Source organism: Streptomyces sp. SID9727, assembly GCF_010550605.1.
Taxonomy (GTDB): domain Bacteria; phylum Actinomycetota; class Actinomycetes; order Streptomycetales; family Streptomycetaceae; genus Streptomyces.
Map to the genome: position 1 here is coordinate 81632 of NZ_JAAGNI010000295.1, position 20061 is coordinate 101692.

At 70.4% G+C, this 20061-nt stretch carries 17 protein-coding genes; 4 read left to right on the forward strand and 13 right to left on the reverse strand.

Features of this window, described 5'->3' with window-relative positions; translation table 11 throughout:
* Positions 1-2 precede the first annotated feature (2 nt).
* From G3I41_RS19370 to G3I41_RS19390, 5 genes are all read right to left on the reverse strand, one after another.
* Entirely contained in the window at positions 3-950 is a 948-nt protein-coding gene (locus tag G3I41_RS19370) for an alpha/beta hydrolase (protein ID WP_164401499.1), read from the reverse strand.
* 274 nt (positions 951-1224) lie between these two features.
* On the reverse strand, positions 1225-1971 hold the full coding sequence (locus G3I41_RS19375) for an SDR family oxidoreductase (protein WP_164401500.1): 747 nt from the start codon (positions 1969-1971) through the stop codon (positions 1225-1227).
* Positions 1972-2111: 140 nt separating this feature from the next.
* Positions 2112-2810, reverse strand: coding sequence for a DUF899 domain-containing protein (locus G3I41_RS19380; RefSeq protein WP_164401501.1), 699 nt, complete (start codon positions 2808-2810; stop codon positions 2112-2114).
* Between the two features lie 23 nt (positions 2811-2833).
* On the reverse strand, positions 2834-4396 hold the full coding sequence (locus tag G3I41_RS19385) for an AMP-binding protein (RefSeq protein ID WP_164401502.1): 1563 nt from the start codon (positions 4394-4396) through the stop codon (positions 2834-2836).
* Positions 4393-5292: a p-hydroxycinnamoyl CoA hydratase/lyase gene (locus G3I41_RS19390; protein WP_343242172.1), complete on the reverse strand. Its 900-nt coding sequence runs from the start codon at positions 5290-5292 to the stop codon at positions 4393-4395. The genes G3I41_RS19385 and G3I41_RS19390 overlap by 4 nt, the downstream gene beginning before the upstream one ends.
* Before the next feature lie 420 nt (positions 5293-5712).
* Between G3I41_RS19390 and G3I41_RS19395 the strand changes: the two genes are divergently transcribed.
* Positions 5713-6486, forward strand: coding sequence for a DUF6008 family protein (locus tag G3I41_RS19395; protein ID WP_239081715.1), 774 nt, complete (start codon positions 5713-5715; stop codon positions 6484-6486).
* Positions 6487-7740: 1254 nt separating this feature from the next.
* Complete coding sequence (locus G3I41_RS19400) at positions 7741-8580, forward strand: helix-turn-helix transcriptional regulator (RefSeq protein WP_203601312.1); 840 nt, start codon at positions 7741-7743, stop codon at positions 8578-8580.
* Between the two features lie 201 nt (positions 8581-8781).
* Here the strand turns inward: G3I41_RS19400 and G3I41_RS19405 are convergent, their stop codons facing one another.
* The 4 genes from G3I41_RS19405 to rsgA form a co-directional block, all read right to left on the reverse strand.
* A complete protein-coding gene (locus G3I41_RS19405) occupies positions 8782-9969 on the reverse strand; it encodes a putative PEP-binding protein (protein ID WP_239081716.1) in 1188 nt (395 codons plus the stop codon).
* Positions 9970-10014: 45 nt separating this feature from the next.
* Positions 10015-11895, reverse strand: coding sequence for an FAD/NAD(P)-binding protein (locus G3I41_RS19410; protein ID WP_343242175.1), 1881 nt, complete (start codon positions 11893-11895; stop codon positions 10015-10017).
* A gap of 599 nt (positions 11896-12494) precedes the next feature.
* Positions 12495-13004 (reverse strand): N-acetyltransferase, encoded by a 510-nt coding sequence (locus tag G3I41_RS19415; RefSeq protein WP_164401508.1) that lies wholly within the window; start codon positions 13002-13004, stop codon positions 12495-12497.
* A 59-nt stretch (positions 13005-13063) separates the two neighbouring features.
* A complete protein-coding gene (rsgA, locus tag G3I41_RS19420) occupies positions 13064-14107 on the reverse strand; it encodes a ribosome small subunit-dependent GTPase A (RefSeq protein ID WP_343242173.1) in 1044 nt (347 codons plus the stop codon).
* Between the two features lie 691 nt (positions 14108-14798).
* On the opposite strand from rsgA, the gene G3I41_RS19425 reads away from it, so the two are divergent.
* Both G3I41_RS19425 and G3I41_RS19430 read left to right on the forward strand, forming a co-directional pair.
* Positions 14799-15950 (forward strand): type III PLP-dependent enzyme, encoded by a 1152-nt coding sequence (locus G3I41_RS19425; protein ID WP_203601329.1) that lies wholly within the window; start codon positions 14799-14801, stop codon positions 15948-15950.
* Positions 15947-16453, forward strand: coding sequence for a GNAT family N-acetyltransferase (locus tag G3I41_RS19430; RefSeq protein ID WP_164401514.1), 507 nt, complete (start codon positions 15947-15949; stop codon positions 16451-16453). Before G3I41_RS19425 ends, G3I41_RS19430 begins: the two co-directional genes overlap by 4 nt.
* A 7-nt stretch (positions 16454-16460) precedes the next feature.
* On the opposite strand, the gene G3I41_RS19435 is transcribed toward G3I41_RS19430, so the two are convergent.
* From G3I41_RS19435 to G3I41_RS37465, 4 genes are all read right to left on the reverse strand, one after another.
* Complete coding sequence (locus G3I41_RS19435; RefSeq protein ID WP_164401516.1) at positions 16461-17801, reverse strand: glutamine synthetase family protein; 1341 nt, start codon at positions 17799-17801, stop codon at positions 16461-16463.
* An 88-nt stretch (positions 17802-17889) separates the two neighbouring features.
* The gene (locus G3I41_RS19440) at positions 17890-18942 is read right to left on the reverse strand and encodes a beta-ketoacyl-ACP synthase 3 (protein ID WP_164401518.1); all 1053 of its coding nucleotides are present in this window, start codon (positions 18940-18942) and stop codon (positions 17890-17892) included.
* 161 nt (positions 18943-19103) lie between these two features.
* Entirely contained in the window at positions 19104-19895 is a 792-nt protein-coding gene (locus tag G3I41_RS19445; protein WP_164401520.1) for an ATP-binding cassette domain-containing protein, read from the reverse strand.
* Positions 19892-20061 (reverse strand): oligopeptide/dipeptide ABC transporter ATP-binding protein (locus G3I41_RS37465; protein WP_343242176.1); only part of this gene is annotated, 170 nt, incomplete at its 5' end. The genes G3I41_RS19445 and G3I41_RS37465, both read right to left, overlap by 4 nt.

Below are 20061 nucleotides of genomic sequence, written 5' to 3' on the forward strand. Positions count from 1 at the left end.
GATCAGACGAAGAACGCGTTGAACGCGTCGATGACGGCCTGCGGCGCCTCCTCGACGAAGTAGTGGCCCGCGTCCGGTACCAGTACGACCCGCACGTCGCTCCCCTGGGTGGGCAGCGTCGCCTCCATCTGCTTGGCGAACATGCCGTCGGCGAGGTTGGAGACCAGGCCGAGCATGGGCGCGCTCACCTGCCCGTAGGTGCCGAGGTCGGCGATGTCCTGGCCGAACGTCTGGTACCAGCCGTTGCCACCGCGGATGCCGTCCGCCGTGTCGTAGGCCCGGGTGTAGACGGCCCGGTCCGCCGGGGTCACCGCGTCCGGGTCCAGCAGGAAGTTGTCGAAGACCCAGGAGATGAGGAAGTGGGCGCGTCCGGCCAGCAGTTGTTCGGGCAGGCCGACGACCTGGTTGAAGGCGAACCACCACGGGAAGAAGGGCAGGCCCGGGGCAGGCAGTACGGGGATCTGGTACATCGACGCGTCCGGGTGGAGCACATCGAGCAGGGCGACCCTGCGGGTGGCCTCCGGGTGGTTGACCGCGAAGCTGAAGGCGACCTGTGCGCCGACGTCGTGGCCCGCGATGTCCACCTGGTCGTAGCCGAGGGCGCGGACGAATCCGTGGACGACCCCGGCCATCGTCTTCTTGTCGTATCCGGTGGCGGGCTTGTCCGAGCCGCCCATGCCGGGGAGGTCGAGCACGATGACCCGGCGGCCGGCCGCGGCGAGGGCGGGCATCACCTTGCGGAATTCCCACCAGGTCTCCGGCCAGCCGGGCAGCAGGACCAGCGGAGTGCCCTCGCCCCCGGCGACGTAGTGGAGGCGGAGACCGTTCACGGTGGCGTATTCGCTGCTGAAGTCGCCGTCCAGGGAGCTCGCGAGTTCGGCATCGGTCGGGACGCCCGGGGCTTCCCCGGCGGTGTCCGGTGTGCTCGTACTGCTGCTGTTCGTCGTCACTGTTCCCACTCCTCGTCGTCGTGGCCGAAACAGGTGTGCGAAGGACCGGCCCACGGGCTCGGTGCTGCTCAGCCATCATCGAAGAAGGGAATCCCCCCGGCCTCTTCCTACGTGCCCTCCCTCGTTCCCGGGTGGGCGGACGGGTTCGGGGCATGCGTGCTCAACGGCTCGGCAGGCCGGTTCTCCTGCCCTGCCAAGCCGTATCCGGAAGGCGCGACGACGTACGGGGCAGGACCTCAGCGGCCCTGCCCCGTACCCATGACGTGGAACCGAGTCAGGGCAGCTTCTTCAGACCGGCCCCGGTCAGGAGATAGCCGGGCGCGACCGCGGTCGCCTCCGTCCCGACCAGTTCGACCATCGCCGAGCCGGCGATCTCCGGGGTCAGGAGCGGCCCCATCTGCTTCAGGTACTCCTCCTCGGACCGGCCCTCGCGCGCCGCGTACGCGCGGGCCGCCGACCTGCCCAGCTCGGTCACCGGAGTGATCCGGGGAAGCACCGCGGAGAACGTGATGTCCAGTCCGGCGCGCTTCGCCTCGTCCTGGGCGTATCCGGTGATGAAGCGCTGGGTGGCCTTGGCGCCGGCGTAGCCCCCGGAGAGCGGCGAACCCGCCATCGCGGCACCGCTGCTGACCACGATCACCCTGCTGCCGGGCCGCAGCGGAGTGAGCAGGGTCTCGCGCAGCCAGTGGAACGCGATCCTGACATCGGTCTGCCAGTTGACCGAGAAGGTCTCCCAGGTCTGGTGGTGCAGCGGACGCATGTGCGGGCTCGCGCCGGCCGCCAGGACGACGACCTCGGGCCGGTATCGGTCGAGGAGGCTGCCCGCCACTGTGGGGTCGCCGGCGTCGGCGAGTTCGGCAACGGTGCTGCCGACGGCGCCGGCCGGACCGGCGGTCGGCGCCGCGGTGCGCGAGACGGCGACCACTCGGGAACCGGCCTCGGCGAAGGCCGTGGCGATCCCGTGGCCCAGGCCGCGGCTCGCGCCGACGACGATGGTGGTCTTGCCGGACAGGTCGCTCATGATGTCCTCCAGGTGATGGGCGTGTCGGGTCGCGGACGGTCGAGAACTCCGGACCCGGGACCTGTCGCGGGGAGGCAGCAGGTCCCGGAGCCGGAGTCACGGGCCCTCCCGGCTGTCGCCGCGAGGGGGTCATCGACGCGCTACGACTTGAAGCGTGTCCCATTCCACCAGTTGGTGCCGGGCACGGCTGCGTCCTCGCTGTCGTAGCTGTCCTTGTAGCGCCACCAGTCCCAGGGGTGCTCCAGCTCGTCCTCCTGCCGGCCCAGGGCGGTGATGTCCAGGTAGTTGTAGAAGTTCTTGAAGATGTCCCCGCCCCGGTCGAAGACCGAGTAGGTGTGGAAGACGTCGTCGCCGTCACGGATGAACGCGCTCACCCCGGGCGACTCGCCCATCTCGCTGGCGGCCTCGAAGTCGTAGTTGAAGTCGCTGCCGAACGACGAGTACCAGGGGTAATTCCAGCCCATCCGGGCCTTGAAGGGTGCGAACTTCGCCAGCGGCGCCCGGGAGACCAGGGCGAAGCTGGTGTCCCGTGCCCACATGTGGGCGAGTTCACCGACGCTGTCCGTCTGCATGGAGCAGCCGATGCAGCCCTCGTCATCGTCCGGGCCGAACATGAAGTGCCGGACGATGAGCTGGCGGCGGCCCTCGAACAGGTCGAGCAGCGTCGCTGCGCCGTCCGGCCCTTCGAAGAGGTACTCCTTCTCCACCTTGACCATCGGCAGCTTCCGGCGCTCCGCGGCGATCATGTCGCGGGCGTTGGTGACCTCCTTCTCCTTCTCCAGGAGCGCCCTGCGGGCCTCCAGCCACTCCGATCGGGAAACTATCTTGGGAAGGTTCATCGGTTCTCCCTGGGTGGTCTGCTTCAGAGTTGCGATGATCGGCCGGTCCGCTCGCGGGCCAGAAGACTGCGGCGCTCGATCTTGCCGACCGGTGTGCGGGGGATCTGATCGATGAACTCGAGCCGCCGGATCTTCTTGTAGGGGGCGACCCGTGCTGCGACGAAGGCCATGATCTCCTTCGGCGTGACCGGCTCGCCGGTCACCACGAATCCCTTGGGGATCTCACTGGCCTCCTCGTCGGGCACGCCGATCACCGCCGCGTCCGCGACCTTCGGGTGCGACATCAGCACCGCTTCGAGTTCGACCGGGGACACCTGCTGGCCCTTGTACTTGATGAGTTCCTTGATGCGGTCGACGAGGAAGAGCTCTCCGTTCTCGTCCACATGGCCGAGGTCGCCGGTGTGCAGGAATCCGTCCGGTTCGAGCACCTCGGCGGTGGCCTCCGGGGCGTTGAGGTAGCCCTTCATCACATGCGGGCCGCGGATGAGGACCTCGCCGTCCTGGTCGGGCCCGAGTTCGTCGCCGGTGGTGATGTCGACGATCTTGCACTCGATGTTGGGGGAGTTGGGACCGACCGACCCGGATGCCACCGGGTCGGCGAGCTGCATGAAGGAGACCAGTGCCTCGGTGAGGCCGTATCCCTGGCCGATGCTCACGCCCAGGCGCCGACGGCAGAGCTCGGCGGTCCCGGGGTCGAGCGCGGCGCCGCCGGAGACGATCGAGCGGAGCGAGGAGAGGTCGTACCGGTCCACCAGCGGGCTCTTCGCGAGGAGGACGGCGATGGTCGGCACGACGTAGAGGCGTGTGACGCGGTGGTCCTGGATCGCGTTGAGGTAGGCCTCGGGGTCGAAGCGCGGCATCGTCACGAGTGTCGCGCCCTGGAGAAGACTGGCGTTCATCGTCATGATCAGGCCGAACGCGTGATGGAAGGGCGGGACGGCGAGCACCGTCTCGTGCTCATCGAGGGGGGCGACCAGACTGGTCTGGAGCACGTTGGCGATCATGTTCCGATGGGTCAGCAGCACCCCCTTGGGATAGCCGGTGCTACCGCTGGAGTGGAGCACGGCCACCACGTCGTCCGCCGGGTCGACGGCCGGCTCGGGCGGCACACCGTCGGTGAGCAGCGCGGAGAACGGCGTGGCGCCCTCCGCCTCACCGAACACGATGATCTCTTCGACCTTCGTTCGCGCGGTCACCGCCGCGGCCTTGACCACCTCGGACGGCATGGTCACCAGCAGGCGCGCGCCGGTGTCGTTCAGGTGGGCGGTGAGATCGTCCGCCGTGTCGAGGGGGTTGAGCACCACCACCGTGCCGCCGGCCAGGGCGGCGGCGTGGAACGCGATCGGATACGCGGGCACGTTCGGCGCGAGGAGGGCCAACACGTCGCCCTTGCCGAAGCCGCGGGCATGAAGCCCGGTGGCCGCGCGGCGCACCGCCGATGCGAGCTGGCCGTAGGTGTGACCGTTCTCCCCGTCGATGTCGACGATCGCCAGGCGGTCCGGGTACCGCTCCGCCTGGCGCAGTATGTAGTCGGTGAACGTGGTCTCGGGGACGTGGACGCGTGGACGTGGGCCGGTGAAGATCACGACGCGGCTTCCACCCGGCTGTACGTGCTCAGGCCGGGCTGGTAGTCGCGCCTTTCGAACTGCTTGAGCGCCACGTTGATCCACTCGTTGCCGCTGAGACGGGAGAGCTCCCAGAGCTTCGCCTGGTCGTAGTCGATCGACGCCGGGAGGTCCAGGGTCGTGGTGCGCTCATAGACCTGCTTCGCCAGTTCCAGGGTGATCGGGTTCTTGTTGACGATCCGTCCGACGATCCGGTCGGTCTCCGCATCCAGTTGATCCGCCGGTACGGCCTTGTTCACCAGCCCGTACGTCTCCGCCTGCCGCCCGGTGAGCGTGTCCCCGGTGAGGATGTAGTACAGCGCCTGCTTGCGCGGCAGGTTGTGCGTGGCCGCCCAGGTGGCTCCACCCGCCGGGAAGATGCCGAAGTTGATTTCGGAGAGTCCGAACTTCGCGGTCTCCGTCGTGATGGCCAGGTCGCAGATTCCCGCGACCAGGAACCCACCGCCGAAGGCGTACCCGTTCACCTTGGCGATGGTCACCGCGGGAAGGGCCTTCAGCCGCTTGAACCAATTGAGCGCCACCAGATTGGTGCGGTAGAACAACTGCGGGTCATCGAAAGGCTGCAGGAAGCACTCTTCGAGGTCCATCCCGGAGCTGAAACTGTCACCGCTGCCGGTCACGACGACCGCCTTCACGGTGCCGGCTGCCTCGATCGCGTCCAGGGCCTCATTCATATCCAGGTGCATCTGCGGATTCATCGCGTTCTTCTTGCCCGGCCGGTTCAGGTAGATCGTGGCCCTCGGTCCGTCGATCTCGACGTTCACCGTTTTCAGCGTGATCATTTTTTGCCCTCTTCTCCAGACGAAGTGCGCACGCGCACAGCAATTCACCAATCCACCGTCCGTGGCTCCGGCCACGGATATGAGCATCACACTTTCCCTATCGGGCCGACTTCTCCCAATGTGCTTTGCCGTGCATCGCTGCGGAGCCCCCGAGGCGGTGCCGGCGGCCAAGGCGCCTCTCCGGGATCGCACGCGGACGGAGGGCCTTGCCGCCGGCGAGATCCCGGCGCGCCGTGCCGGGACCCGAAGAGAGCAATGGGGAAGAGGCGAACCCGGCGGACCGGGGGCAGTCTGTTGCGGTACAGCCCTTGGGCGGGCCAGTTCCAGATCGTGAGCAGCGGGAGGGGGGCTGGTTCTGCTCGTGCCGGGGGAACCCAGAACGTGCTTTCTCGCTGGTCTCGGATTTCGGTCGCTGCCTCAGGGTGCTGCCGCACGCCGACAACTGCTTCTGTGCTCTCTCCGCACAGTCGGGAAACAATCAGGGAGGAACTTCGTATGGATCACTCCGGCATGCCTGGGATGGCACCCGCTGTTTCGACGGTGGACACCGTCGGCGCTGTTCTCTTCATCGGCTGGGCCGTCGCGATGTGGGCCGCCGTCGCCGTGCTCGCGGTCGGGAACCGGAAGGGGGTGAAGCCGTGGCTGTACAAACTCGCCGTAGGGCTTGTGGGCGTTGGTGTGGTGGGCCAGGTCGGCCACTTCCAGGAGCATGTCACACAGGCGGGCTACTGGATCGCCCATCCCTACGCCCCGGCGTGGATGACTCCGTGGGCTGACAGCTTCGCCCGTGGGATGGGCCAGGTCGACGCCGGCAAGCCCGCCCTCGGGATGGAGATCCTGCACCTGGTCGGCAACTTCATCTTCCTTGCCGGACTGGTCGGCATCGTGCAGATCACGCACCGGGTCGCCGGGCAGTTGAAGGCGCGCAAGTGGGCCAGGATGGGCGTCTGGATGCAGGGTATCCACGGCATCGAGCACGTCGTGCTGACGGCTTCCGTGGCTCTGGGCGCGAGCCGGGCCATCGGCCTGTCCACCTGGTTCGGTGCCATCGAACCGGGCCCGGCACTGGTGACTTACCGGGTGTGGTGGCACTTTGCGGCCAACGCGGTGGGCACGGTCATCCTCGGCATCGCCGTCTATCACCTCTGGAAGGAGAAGCGGGCGGTCAAGCAGAGTTTCGGTCTCCTGGGGAACGTGGAGACCGCGGCTGCCCCGGCCGGTTCCGAGGAGGGATCCGCGAGCGCGCTCGAACCTCTGGGGCGCCGCTGACGGGTGGTGGACCGCGGGCCCGGTCATCTCGCGAAGCGGGTGACCGGGCCCGTTCGAAGCCGGGCTTTCGCGGGACGATTCGTCCCGGCCGGGTTGGCCGCGCTCCTCGACGGGGCCCCGCCCCGTGAAGTCGGGTGCGTACGTCGGAAACCCTGCACGGGCGGTGGCCGCCCCTGTGGAGGGCGTTGAGCGTGACGGGGGGCCAACGGGGCGCCCGTGCTGATGGGTTGAGATGGCGAGCATCTCCCTCAATGGCACGGGCGCCCCGTGCGTGTGCGCCCCTCACCGCTGTCACCCGATCGGTAACCACTCCGAAAACGCTCACTCATGGGTGCGCTCCGGGTCCCTGCCCGTGAAAGCCGCGGCCCCAGTGGTTTGAGCACTTCAGCGATTGCATGCCGCGCATTCTCGGCGTCGCCGGGAGAGCCGTGCACAGGCACCACGAGCCGTGCGCGTTGAGCGTGGGCGGGGGGTCGTGGAGATACGGCGGGACCACGAGAACCGCCGGCCGACGCGTACGACGTCGGGCGGAGCGCCGACGTGGCTGCGTCGAACAGCGGCGGAGACAGGCCACCGCACCGTGGCGTTCCGGTGCCGATAGGAGCTCCGGCCTCAACTTCGTTCGGAATTCCGGGCTTGAGGAACCACCTGATCACGGCCACGACGCCGAGGTGGTGCTCGGAGCCGGGGGCGCGTGGTCGCGTCCCGGCGCCGCCGGGCCCTCTCGAACACCCGCGACAGCCCCCCGGCCCCACCAGCAGGTTGAGCCGGTGAAACCCGTTCGGGGCCGAGATTTATTCCGCATCGCGCTGAGCACCGTCATCCGGAAGCGGTACCGTAAACGCGATTTTCGGCCATCTTCCCTCGGCACCCATCTCAAACCGCAATTTTGAAGATGCGGAAGGTTTCGAACAGTTAAACGATATTCGTCGGCCGTACTCGGCCGCCACTGCATAGGCCCGGTTCGACACGTTCGGGAAGGTGTACCGCCACATGAGGGAGCCACCGCGCGACCGGTACAGAACGAGCAGGCAACCCAAGGCGAAGCCGCCGACCTGCAAAGTAACTCGCTGTAATGAACGCGTCGGCGGGCCGGCGTGCGCTGCGACCGCTCGCCGGAACGCTTCCGAACGGGATTCCGAAATTCCCGACAGGCAATTGGTGATCTCATGCACATCCACATGCATTATCAGCATCCAAAGTCGGGGGATACGGATGGTCGCAGAGGCGGCGATAGAGCGCAGTATAAGAGCTATGTGGAATCACCACGCCGACCCGCTCTCCCTGGGACAACTGGCGGAAACCGCCTTTTACAGCAAGTTCCACTATTCACGGATGTTCAACGAGGTGACCGGGACGTCGCCGGGCCGGTTCCTGGCCGCGATCAGACTGTTCATGGCCAAGCGGCACCTGCTGGAGACCGCGGCCAGCGTCTCGGACATCACCCACCGGGTGGGCTACAACAGCCTGGGCACGTTCACCAGCCGCTTCACCCGCAGCGTCGGCATCGCGCCGACCAGGTACAGGTTCCTGGCTCGCTCCGGCATGCCACCGCTCACCCTGCCGGCCGCCCAGGCCCGTCACGGCTTGTCCACGGTGGCCGGGCGACTGCACTTCCCGGCAGACGTCGGCCCGGTCCGGGTCTATGTGGGTGCGTTCAGCACCCCGATCATGGAGGGACTGCCGCGCTCCTGTGATGTTCTGGACGATTGCCGTCCGTTCCGTCTGAACGTCCCCGACGGGCTGTGGTTCATCCGGGCGGCCGCCGTGGTGCTGCACGACGGTGCGCCCGGCCCCCAGGTCCGCCTGCCGAGGCTGATAGGCTCGGGGTGGGCGGTCCGCGCCCGCGGAGGACGCATGTACAACGCCGATGTGCAATTGCGGGCGGCCACCCAGCTCGACCTGCCGATCCTGCTGGCTCTGCCGGAACTGGACGGCCCGTACCACCAGCCGCTGCACGCCGCCCCGTCCGGCGAGGCCGTGGTCGCCGACAGCGGGTTCGGCAGGGCTCCCTGCGTGGGCGACTGGCAGGCGGATCCGTGGGGCCGGGCCGGAGCGCCCCGGTTGCGGGCCGTGCAGGAGGGCTCACCCTAGGCGGAACCCGCGCCCGGCCCCTGGGAAACGGGCACAAAGGATGCGAGCCGGCCGGGCGGCCCGGCACCCGGTCCGGCGAGAGAGCGGCGGCCTCGCCGGACCGGGTGCCGCCGCACGGACCCCCGCCGGACGCGTTGCCGGCTCCCGGTGGGGGGCCGGCCGCGGCGGCCACCGCCGTACCGGGCGCTCGTCCAGCCGGAGTCACGACCGGAGGATCACCTGCCGGAGTTCGGCTGTGCACATCATGTAGCCGTCCGGGGTCGGCAGCTGCTCCAGGTAGTGGCCGAGGTCCGCCCCCAGCGCGAACACCCTCACCGGGGTGCCCGCGGCGCGCGCCGACTCCACCACCCTCCTCATGCCGTCGATGACGGCCGGGTGCCGGGTCTGATAGGACCCGGCCACCAGGTGGTTGCCCCGGTCCGCCGCGAGGTAGAACTGCACCAGGTCCTTCGTGCCGACGAAGAGTTCGCTGGCACCCGAGGCACAGATCGCCGCGGTGGCGTGCACCGCCGCGGGCGTCTCGATGAACGCGGACACCGGCACGCCGGCCGGCAGTTCCAGGTGCCTGATCAGCGTGGCGAACTCCTCCGCGTCGTTGACGAAGGGAACCGAGAGGTGCACCCGGCCCGCCTCGTCACCGAGCCGCTCGCGCAGGGATCCGAGCACCGCGTGCAGCGCATCCCGGTACGCCTTCGACCCCAGCAGCCAGCGGGCGCCGTGCAGGCCCAGCTCGGGGTTCGGTTCGACCGCGACCCGGGCCAGTTCGGTGACCCGGGCAGCGTGGTCCGAGCGGAGGTCCAGCAACCGCAGGACGAGCCGCTGCCCGGGCAGGAGAGCCTCGACGAACCCGCACAGCCGGTCCGCGACGGCCCGCCCGTACGCCGTGACGTCGGCCGGGCTGCCGCTCACCGAGTCGAGTGGACGCAGGCCCGCCGCGAGGCAGAGGAACTCCTCCCGGATGAAGAAGGAGTCGACCCGCTTCGCGTCCGGTCCGCACGCGTTGATCGTGGCGATGTCCTGCAGGTCCGCGATGACCGCGCAGGCCGAGCCCAGAGCGGCCAGTGACGGTTCCCCCGCTGCCGGGCGCGCAGCCCGGGAGACCGTGTCGGACTCGACGATGATCGACTGGCTCTCCAGATGCAGTGTCACCTCGCCGGTGACGCCCGCCAGATCGCTCTCGTCGACTCGGAGCACGGGTATACCCCTGCCGCGGCAGATGGACTGCATGTGCCCGGTCAGTCCGCCCGCGCCGCAGACGACCGCACGTGCGGCCACCATCGCGTCGTAAAGGCTCGCTTCGAGGGAACTGGCGACGAGGATGGACCCCTGAAGCGGGTTCCTTGTGCGGTTACAAGTGCCTTGCAGCACCTTCTCGGTTCCGTCGCTCAACAGGAACCCTTGAATTCGTCGCCCGCTCAACTGGTCCTCCGCGTCCTAGGAGTTCGCTATCCCGAGTTGTCTGCGCAGTTGCTTCGGCGTCACTGAGATGTCGGTGAGCCGTTCAACGGCTGCCCGGTTGACGACAGCCCTCATCAGGCGGACGCGCCGGGACGCGTCCATCGAAAAGTCCGGCAGTTCTCCCGCAGCCCGGATGCAGGCATCCAGACGGGAATCGTTGATTTCTCGATCACTTCGGGTACGTGTGGCCAGCCTCCTTACTTCCAGAGTCACAGCTTCCTCGAATTCGACCCGCTCCACTTCCTTGATATTGCTGGAACGGGCATAGTATGTGGCCAAGCTCTCGGCCAGGACGTCTCCGTCCGTTTCCAGTGTCTCGATGACATGCGCGGCAACCGCGATCGAGTGGTTCTTGATGGCCGCGAGATTGAAGGTGAACGCACCGGTCCGGCCGTTCCGGACGATCTCGTCGCCCTCTCTCAGCACACCGACCGCGAAGAGGGGGCCGACCGCCTCCCCGCCGGGGCCGAGCAGAGCCCCCCGTCCGTCGACCTCCAGGCCGCGCCCGGTGCGCCTGTGAGGGACCGCCATGCCCCGGCGCAGAAGGTTCTTCCACAGCGGCTGTCCGACCCTGCCGTAGTCCGACTCCCTGCTGAAGTTGGAAATCACCAGGTCGGTCTCGATGGAGCGCGTCCCGTCTCCGGCGTCGACGGAGACGGCCAGCCGCCCGGACTCCGTCGGTTTGATCGCGGCGACCTTGCCGACCACCAGTCGCACCGTCCCGTCCGCCGGGCGCATGGCGCGCTCGATGACCTCCATCGTGTACTCCACCGCACCCACCCGGAAGGCTGCGATCGCGGTACCGAACTCGTCGAGCAGCCCCCGCAGTTCTGCGGAGGGAATCAACTCGATGGCCTTCGGCAGATGCGGCTCCCACGCCTTGGCCACCCGTTCCGCGACCACGGTCGGATGGATGCCGGGGTGCTCGCGGACGACGGTCGAGCACGCGGCCTCCCACGCGCTCCGGACCCGGGCCAGGAACTCCTGACGATCGAGGTACGGCTCCAGCAGTGTCTTCGGGCAGGGCAGCCGCACCACCTCGTGTTCATGGTCGGCGGGGTAGGTACGGAACACCGTCCCGGTCCTGGAGACCAGATGGATCTTCCCCGTGTGGCCCTGGCGCAGCAGCAGGCCCGCCGAGTCGTACGCGCTCAGCACGGATCCGACGATCGCGACGGTCGCCCCGGGCGGGAGTTCCATCAGCTTCCGGACGCCGGCCTCGGAGTAGGGGTTGCGCACGAAGGACTCGTGATCGAGCACGTCCGCGGCGTACGACGGCTCCCTGAGCTCCAGGCCGGTCGCGAGGACGACGCGGTCCGCGAAGAGCACCGTCGCCTCCCGGCTCTGCTCCCCTCGGGAACCCTCGTCCGCACTGCGCGGGACAAGATGACGCACTGTCACATCGACGCCGCCCGATCGGACTTCCATATCGACGGCCTCGCCGTCCGCCTCGACGAGCGCGACGCCGGGACAGGCTTCCCGCCTGGCCTCGGCCAGGCGGTCGGTCAGGTAGTCCTGGAAGATCCGCCGGGGTGCCGGTCCCTCCTCGGTGAACGTCGTCCCGGCCCAGGGATCGGGCCAGTCCCCGCGGTCCGCCTCGGAGTTGGCCCAGCGGACGAAGTCGTGGACGTCCTCCCGGAAGGCAGACATCCGACCCGCCTGGATGTTGAACACATGGCCCCAGGGGTTGCCGTCCCGGTGGTAGGCGACACCCGCGCACCGGTAGTCGGAACGCCGCTCGAGCAGGACGATTTCCAGCGGGCTGCGCGCGAAACGGAGTAACCGCATAGCGGTGGCGGCGCCGGCCAGGCCCGATCCGACAATGAGCACTCTTGGGCATGAAGCTAAACGAAGTATGGTGAACCTCCCCGAAGAGGATGGGACTGCGGCTCTGCCGACCCATACCGGCCTCGGGCTTTCGCGAAGCGGGCTGTCCGGCAGTCGGGCAGAGGAGCAGAGAGTGCCTTGACCGGCAAGAACGGGACCTGACGAGGTCCTTGTTCCCCCCATGGCGCGAGGGCGCTTCCCGGGTGAAGTACTCTATCGAGCCCACCCGCCTTTCGTATGAGGACGTTTATCGGTCCAGTGCCGGGTTTCGGGGGCGCTGGGCCGGTCCGTGTCAACTCCGCGGTGGATCAAGCACAGTGGCGATGTCTCCCGCTGCCCCCGTCCCGGCCGGCAGCTCGGCGTCGAGACCCGAGGAGCGGGACGGCCGTCCCGGTCTCCTGCCGGAAGCCGTCTGCCCGACCCTCGGTGTCACGGTCCAGCCGGTCGGAGGCACCCCTTCGGCCACAAGCTCTCCAGGTCCGGGCGTCCATGGCTCGGGCCCCGGGCGTCGGCGGACGCGGATGCGCCGGGCCGCCCCCGGAACCGCGTACGGGCCACCCGCCTGCCCCGCCGCGAGGCAGGGCAGGCGGACGGCGCCCCGGAAGCGGTTCCGGGGCGCCACAGGAGGGTCAGACGCCGAACGCGGCGGGGTACTGGATGGTGCCCGTCGGGGTCGGGAGGGTGTCGTCCAGGACCATGGCCATCATGGCCTCGTCCGGGACGTCGAAGGGGGCCCGGATACCGAAGCCGGAGGCCGGCGTGAAGCCGAACCGGGGGTAGTACGCGGCGTGGCCCAGGACCAGGACGAGGTTCTCCCCCCTTGCTCGGGCGGCGGCCAGTGCCGCGCGGATGGCCGCCGAGCCGGCACCGGAGCGCTGGGCCGAGGGCAGGACCGCGCACGGAGCCAGGGCGAGGGCGGGTTCGCCGTCGACGTGGCAGCGGGTCAGCAGCGCGAGCGCCACCGGGGTGTTGTCGGGACCTGTCGCGACCAGGGAGAGGCCGTCGATCCATGCCTTCGGGTCGGCGCGCAGGGCCTCGACGATGTCGGCTTCCTGGGGGGTCGGGAAGGCCGCCAGGTTGATCTCGCGGATGGCGGGGATGTCGTCGGGCGTCTCGGGACGGGTGGTCCAGGTGGTCATGGTCGTTCCGTTCTCGGAGGAGAGTGGGGCGGGGCCGGCGGCGGTGCGGTGGTCGTGGCTCACCGTTGGCGGTCCCGGAACCGGTAGGTCGCGCGCAGATGCTGTGTGATGTCCTTCTTGGCGGCCTCGCGGCCGGCCCGCAGACGGGCGTCGGTGCGCGAGGCCGCGTAGGCGTTCTCCCTCAGCAGCCGGTGGTAGCTGTCCAGCCGTCGCCGGGGGATCTCCCCGGTCTCGACGGCGGCCAGCACCGCGCAGCCCGGCTCGCTGCCGTGCCCGCAGTCGGTGAACCGGCATTGCCGCGCGAGGAGTTCGATCTCAGCGAAGGTCTGCTCAAGCCCCGTCTGAGCATCGTGCAGACCGATCGCCCGCAGACCGGGGGTGTCCAGCAGAACCCCGCCGTTCGGCAGCGGGACCAACTCCCGCCACGCGGTGGTGTGCCGGCCCTTCCCGTCCGCGTCGCGCACGGCGCCGGTCGCCAGCCGCTCCTCGCCGAGGAGTCGGTTCCCCAGAGTGGATTTGCCCGCCCCGGACGGGCCGAGCAGCACGATGGTGCCGTTCACGACGGCCGTCAGAGTGTCCAGGCCCTCCCCGGTCACGGCGCTGGTGACGAGCACGTCCGCGCCGGGTGCGACCTCGGCCACCTCGGCCGCGGCCTGCTGCGGGTCGGGGCACCGGTCGGCCTTGGTGAGCACGACGACCGGCTGGGCGCCGCTCTCCCAGGCCAGGGCGAGCATGCGTTCCGTCCTGCCGTGCTTCCGCGGCACGGCCAGCGACACCGCCACCACGACGGTGTCGACGTTCGCGGCCAGGACCTGCCCCTGGGAGGTACGCGAAGCGGTGGACCGCACGAGCGAGGTGCGCCGCTCCAGAACCGAATGCAGCACCGGTCCGCGACTCGTGGTGGCGGGAGACAGGGCGGCCCAGTCACCCGTGGTGGGCGGTACCTGCCGCCCACCGCCGGGGACCTCCGCATGCAGGATTCCGGCGTCGGTCACCGCTTCGCACGAGCCGTGTTCGGCGCGCACGACGCGGGCCGGGGCCAGTCCGGCCTCGCGATAGGAGGAGAAGGCGTGATCCCACGCCTCGTCCCAGCCGTAATCCACGAGGGAGTACGGACGGGCATGATGGTGATGCGAGAATTGAGACAACGTAAAGACCCTTGAACGAGGGCCCCGTGGAGGAGCGTGAAGCTCAGGTCAGACCGGGGCCCGGGACGTGAGGATGGTCCGGAGGGCGCTGCGTGCGGCAGCCGTCTCTACGGCAGTCATCAATCTCACCTCCCACTTCGTCCTGCATCGACCCAGTTGTCTCTGCGGCATGCACCATAACACGGTTCAGACGAACCGGAGTGCCTCCGCTCACGGGTCCGCACGGCCTCGGCCCTGCTCCCGCGCTCGACGATTTCCGGGATCGTCAAGATCGGGGAGGCGCGCACCGGAGTCGTTCGAGTGGTTCCGCCCCCGACCGCGGAGGCGCGGCCGCCCGTGCGGCGCGGCTGCTTCGGGCCCCCGGAAGCGGCGCCGTACGCGGCGACCGCCCCCGACGCCGGACAGGCGCGGTTTCGCGCGTCCATAGAGTTGTGGCGAGGAGGGAGAGACAGGGCGGACGCCCAGCCGGTTCGCGCGCTGCCTCCTTCATCTCACGGCCGCCAGTAGGGACGTGGCGCCGGTCGTCCACCGAATCGGGAGTTCGTACGTGACGCCTCAGTGCTCCGACACGCGTCAGACCGCCGCGCAGCGCCGGGCGGGCGCCCGGGCCAGAGCCGGTGGACACACCCGGCCCGAGCCATCCGCGCTGCGTGCCGCGCTCGCCGCCGCGTCCGAGGACACCCTGGTGTACGACCTGGACGGCATCGGGCGGCAATACGCCGCCGTCCGCGCCGAACTGCCGGGCGTGCACGTACGGTTCGCGATGAAGGCGTGTCCGGTGGACGAAGTGCTCGGCCATCTCGCCCGGCTCGGGTCCGGCTTCGACGCGGCCGGCCCGCAGGAGATCGCGCAGGCGCTCCGCACCGGAGCGCGGCCCGGGCTGATCCACTACGGCAACACCGTCAAGTCCGACCGCGACATCGCCGAGGCGTACCGGCTGGGCGTAAGCGACTTCGCCACCGACAGCCGCGAGGACGTGGCGGCGATCGCGCGGCACGCGCCCGGGGCGCGGGTCTTCTGCCGGGTCTCCACCACGGGGAGCGGTGCGCTGTGGGGGCTCAGCCACAAGTTCGGCTGCTCGCCCGAGGACGCCCTGCGCGTGCTCGGAGCGGCCCGGGCCGCCGGCCTTGTGCCGTCCGGGCTGTCGGTGCACGTCGGCTCCCAGCAGATGACGGCGGAGGCGTGGGGTGAGGCGATCGAGACGCTGACCGCCCTGGTGACCGCGCTCAACCGGACCGGCATCGTGCCGGACCGGATCAACCTCGGCGGGGGGCTGCCGGCGCTCGGCGTGCTCGACCGGTACGGACGGCCGCTGGAACCTCCGATGGACAAGATCTTCCGGGTGATCCGCGACGGCATGGAACGGCTGAGCGCCGTCAACGCGGGGCCCCTGCGCTTCCTGCTGGAACCCGGCCGGCACCTGGTCGCGGACCACGGCGCGATCCGGGCCCACGTCGCCCGGCTCACCTCCCGTCAACGGCTCGACGGCACCCGCGAGGACTGGCTCTTCCTCAGCTGCGGGAAGTTCAACGGCCTCTACGAGATGGACCAGTTGCGGTACCGGCTGGAGTTCCCCTCCCATTCCGACGGCCGGTTCGTCGAGGCCCTGGTGGCCGGACCGACCTGCGACAGCGACGACGCGTACGCGCGGGAGGGCGGCCCGGTCCGCGTTCCGCGCGCGGTTGCCTCCGGCGACCCGGTCTGGGTCCACTCCTGCGGCGCGTACGCCACCGCCTACACCACCCGGGGCTTCAACGGCTTCGCGCCCCTGCCCTACACCTGTGTCGGTGGCGCATGACGGATTCGGGGAAGATCCGCCCGCTCCGGGAAGAGGACTGGGACGAGGTGGTCGCCCTGGAGCGACGCGCCTATGCGGCAAGCGGTCTGTCCGAGGGCGAGGAGGCGCTGCGGTCCCGGCACCGCGCATCGCCGTCCACGTGCTTCGCGCTGGAGTACGAGGGCGCTCTCGCCGGCTACCTGCTCGCCCTGCCGTACCCGCTCGGCAGCTGCCCGGACCTGAGCCTGCTCGAACAGGCGGGGCCGGCGGCGACCAACCTGCACGCACACGACCTGGTGATCGCCGAGTGGGCGCGCGGCCGGGGCCTGGCCTCCCGGATGCTACGGCACCTGGAGGCCGCCGGGCGCGCGAGCGGATACCGGACCCTCTCCCTGGTGGCCGTGCACGGCACAGAGGAGAAGTGGGCCGCGCTGGGCTACCGCGCCCGGCCCGGGACCCCGCTGCCAGCGAGCTACGGCCCGAACGCGGTCCCCATGGCGCGGAGGCTGGACGAGCCAAGCTGACGCCCTGTCAGTACCGCCAGCGCGTCGCCTCGATCACCTCCGCGTCCGAGAGTCCGGCGAACAGCTCCGCCTCCGCCCGCCGCACCGCCAGCACCGCCTCGTACAGCTCGCGTCCGAGTGCCTGTCGCAGCAGCGCGGACTTCTCGAACGCGTCGGCCGCCTCGGACAGGCTGACCGGGAGGCGCTCGGCGGAGGCGGCCACGGCCGGGTCGCCCCGGGTCTCGGGCGGAAGCGGCAGTCCGGCGTCGAGGCCGGCGAGGCCGGCGGCCAGCACACCGCCCACCGCGAGATACGGGTTGGCGGCGGCGTCGAAGCACTTGAACTCGGCGTTCGCCTGCCCGGCGGCGGAGCCCGTGACCAGGCGCAGCGCCGCCTCGCGGTTCTCCAGCCCCCAGCACCGGTACGCCCCGGCGAAGTGCGCCGGGACCAGGCGCAGATAGGAGGCGACGCCCGGCGCGCCGAGGGCGAGCAGCGCGGGCAGTTGCGCCAGCGCGCCCGAGAGGAAGTGCTCCGCCTCGGGGTGCAGCCCGTGCGGCCCCGAGCCGCCGTGGCCGAGGTTGCGGCCCTCCCGCCAGAGGCTGAGGTGGAGGTGGCCGCCGTTGCCGAGCGCGCCCTCGGTGAAGACGGGGGCGTACGAGACGCGCAGGCCGTGCCGGGCGGAGACGGCCCGGATGGTGTGGCGGATCAGCATCGTCGTGTCGGCCGCCCCGAGCGGATCGTCGGCGGCCACGGAGACCTCGAACTGCCCGGCGGCGTACTCGGGGTGGAGCTGCGCCACGGCGAGCCCCTGCGCGGTGAGGGCGCGCAGCACGTCCCGGAGGTAGTCGGAGTGCTCGATGAAGCGGGTCATGCCGTACCCCGGCCCGGTCGTCGCCGGATCGCCGGCGGCGTCGGCCACCGTCCACTCGACCTCGATCCCGGCGCGCACGGACAGTCCGCGCCGCTCCACGGCCTCCGCGGCCCGGCGGGCGAAGCCGCGCTGACAGCCGGCGTACGGGGCGCCGTCCTGCGTGTGGCGATCGGCCGGGGCCCAGGCCCAGCCGGGCTGGGCCGCGAGGGGGGTGAGTCGGTCGAGATCCGGGACGAGGCGCAGGTCGCCCACCGCGCCCGTACTGGAGGGGGCGGAGGTGAAGGAGTCGTCCACCAGGGCGACGTCGAAGCAGGGCGGGGCACCGACTCCGAACTCGGCGGCGTGCACCAGCTGGCCCAGGGGCACCGACTTCACCCGGGTGAGCCCGGCGTTGTCGACCCAGCCGAACACCACCCCGTCGATTCCGTCGGTGGCGAGCTGGGCTTCGGCCGCCCGGGCCTGGGCGGCCCGATCGGCCCCGGAACGCGTGATGATCATGAGCCCATGCTGTCGTCCGCGGTGGACGGTGCGCCACGCTACGGCAGGCAGTTCACTCGTCCGTGGAGGCCCCGCAGGACACGCTGACTCAGGCGTGACGCAGGCAGAGGCTTCCCCACTGGAAGCCCGCGCCGATGCCGGAGAGCACATAGACGTCCCCCGGAAGCAGAGCGCCCTCGGTCACCGAGGTGTGCAACGCGGTGAACACACCCGCCGAACCGGTGTTGCCCAGCCGGTCGATGGTGACGGTGGCGCGGTCACGGGGGACGTCGAGCGCGCTCAGGGTCTCGTTGAGGATGTTCAGGTTGGCCTGGTGCAGGAAGAAGTGCCGGACCCGGTCCACCGGCACGCCGGCCCGGTGCGCGGCGCCGCGGATGCTTTCGGGGAGCCGTGTCGTCGCGGTGTCCCACACGGCACGCCCGTCCATGTGCAGGTAGTGCTCCCCGGCGGCGACGGTGGTGGCGCTCGCAGGCAGCCGGGAGCCGCCGGCGGGGATCTGGACGTCGTACGAGAGCTGGGAGCCCAGGTCGTACGAGAGCAGACCGGCTCCGGGCGTCTCGCTCCGGGTGAGGACGACCGCCGCCGCGGCGTCCCCGAAGAAGACGCGCGTGGTGCGGTCGGCGGGGTCGGTGATCCTGGACGCGCAGTCGGCCGCGAGGAGCAGGACCGTGCCGATGGAGGGGTTCTGAAGGAGGTGCGCGGCGATCAGCATGGCCTGGATGCCGGACGCGCACGCGGCCTGGGTGACGTCGAGCGACAGGGCGCGGTGGGCGCCGAGGGCATCCTTGACGATCAGCGCGGTCGACACGAGCGGCTGGTCGCCCGTGTAGCTGGCCACGATGATCGCGTCCAGCCCGGCCGCCTCGACCCCGGCCGCCTCCAACGCCGGGAGCGCGGCGGCGACACACATGTCCGAGGTCGCCAAGTGCGGAGCCAGACAGCGGCGTTCGCGGATGCCGGTCCGGCTCGTGATCCACGCGTCGCTGGTGTCCAGGGTGCGCGTCAGCTCCTGATTGGTGACGACCTCGGGCGGGAGATGCATCCCGGTCCCGGCGACGGCGAACGGCACGGACAGGCCGGCCCCGGTCTGGTGGGACGGGCTCCGGTGGGACAGGGGCTGGCCGGGCGCGAGAACTGCCATGCTCGGTACCTTTCGAAAGCGGTTCGAGAAAGGCCCCGTCGCATTCCGAAGCCGCCGCATCGTCTCACGGAAGACTCGCGCGAAAAGTGCGCGGTAATCCGTGCGCGTGAGGAATCGAGCGGCGGCTTGACAGTGGAATGGCGTGAATGCGTTCCTCGCGGTCACTCGGTCATTTCCCCCGGCGGACGAGCGCGCAAGGACGGTACCGATGCGAGCAGTGTCCGGGTGTACGGATGGGCCGGTGCGCTCAGAAGCGTTCCGGTGGGGGCGGTCTCCACGATCCGGCCGTGTCGCATGACCGCCACCACGTCGGAGACATGGCAGACCGCCGGCAGGTTGTGGCCGATGAACAGCATCGACAGACCGAGCTCCCGCTGAAGCCGGCCGACCGTGTTCAGGACGGACGCCTGCACCGAGACGTCGAGCGCCGAAGTGATCTCGTCGGCGATCAGCAGGCCCGGCTCGACGGCCAGCGCACGGGCCAGGGCGACCCGCTGCCGTTGCCCCCCGGACAGCTGCCGGGGCAGGCGGTCGGCGAGCCCGGCGTCCAGGCCGACCAGGTCCAGCAGCTCGGCGACGCGCTCCGCGCGCCCCGCCCGGTCGAGCCGGCGGAACACCGTGGCCGCCTCGGCCAGCGTCCGACGGACGGTCATACGGGGATCGAGCGCGGTGTCCGGGTCCTGGAACACCACCTGCACCCGGCGGGCCAGCCGGCGCCGGTCCCGGACGGTGCGGGTGCGTACCTCCTCCCCGTCGACCAGGATCCGGCCGCCCCGCACCGGCACCAGCCCGACGATCGCGCCCGCCAGCGTGGACTTCCCGGAGCCCGACTCCCCGACGAGGCCCAGCGTCGTGCCGGGCGCGATCTCCAGCGAGACCCCGTCCACGGCGGCGAAGGAGCCACGGGGGCCGGTGCGCCGGACGGTGACGCCGTCCACCCGGAGCGCCGTCATGACGCGGTCACCGCCTCCGGGGCCGCCGGCACCGGCAGCGGGTACCAGCAGGCGACCCGGTGGCCGGATCCCAGGTCGTCCAGCGGCGGCGCCTGCTCGGCGCAGCGGTCCCGGCGGCGCGGGCAGCGGGCCTCGAACGCACAGCCCGGCGGGGGCGCGTGCGGAT